A 253-nucleotide genomic window follows, 5' to 3' on the forward strand; every position below is an offset into this window, starting at 1 on the left:
GGCGTGCCTAACACATGCAAGTTGAGCGATTTACTTCGGTAAAGAGCGGCGGACGGGTGAGTAACGCGTGGGTAACCTACCCTGTACACACGGATAACATACCGAAAGGTATGCTAATACGGGATAATATATTTGAGAGGCATCTCTTGAATATCAAAGGTGAGCCAGTACAGGATGGACCCGCGTCTGATTAGCTAGTTGGTAAGGTAACGGCTTACCAAGGCGACGATCAGTAGCCGACCTGAGAGGGTGA

1 rRNA gene is annotated in these 253 nt (G+C 49.8%); it reads left to right on the forward strand.

Annotation, left to right across the window (positions count from 1 at the left end):
* Positions 1 to 253, forward strand: a 16S ribosomal RNA gene (locus tag IC219_RS21560); the annotation flags it as partial.

The organism is Clostridioides sp. ES-W-0018-02, assembly GCF_020658175.1.
In the GTDB taxonomy this organism is placed as follows: Bacteria; Bacillota; Clostridia; order Peptostreptococcales; family Peptostreptococcaceae; genus Clostridioides.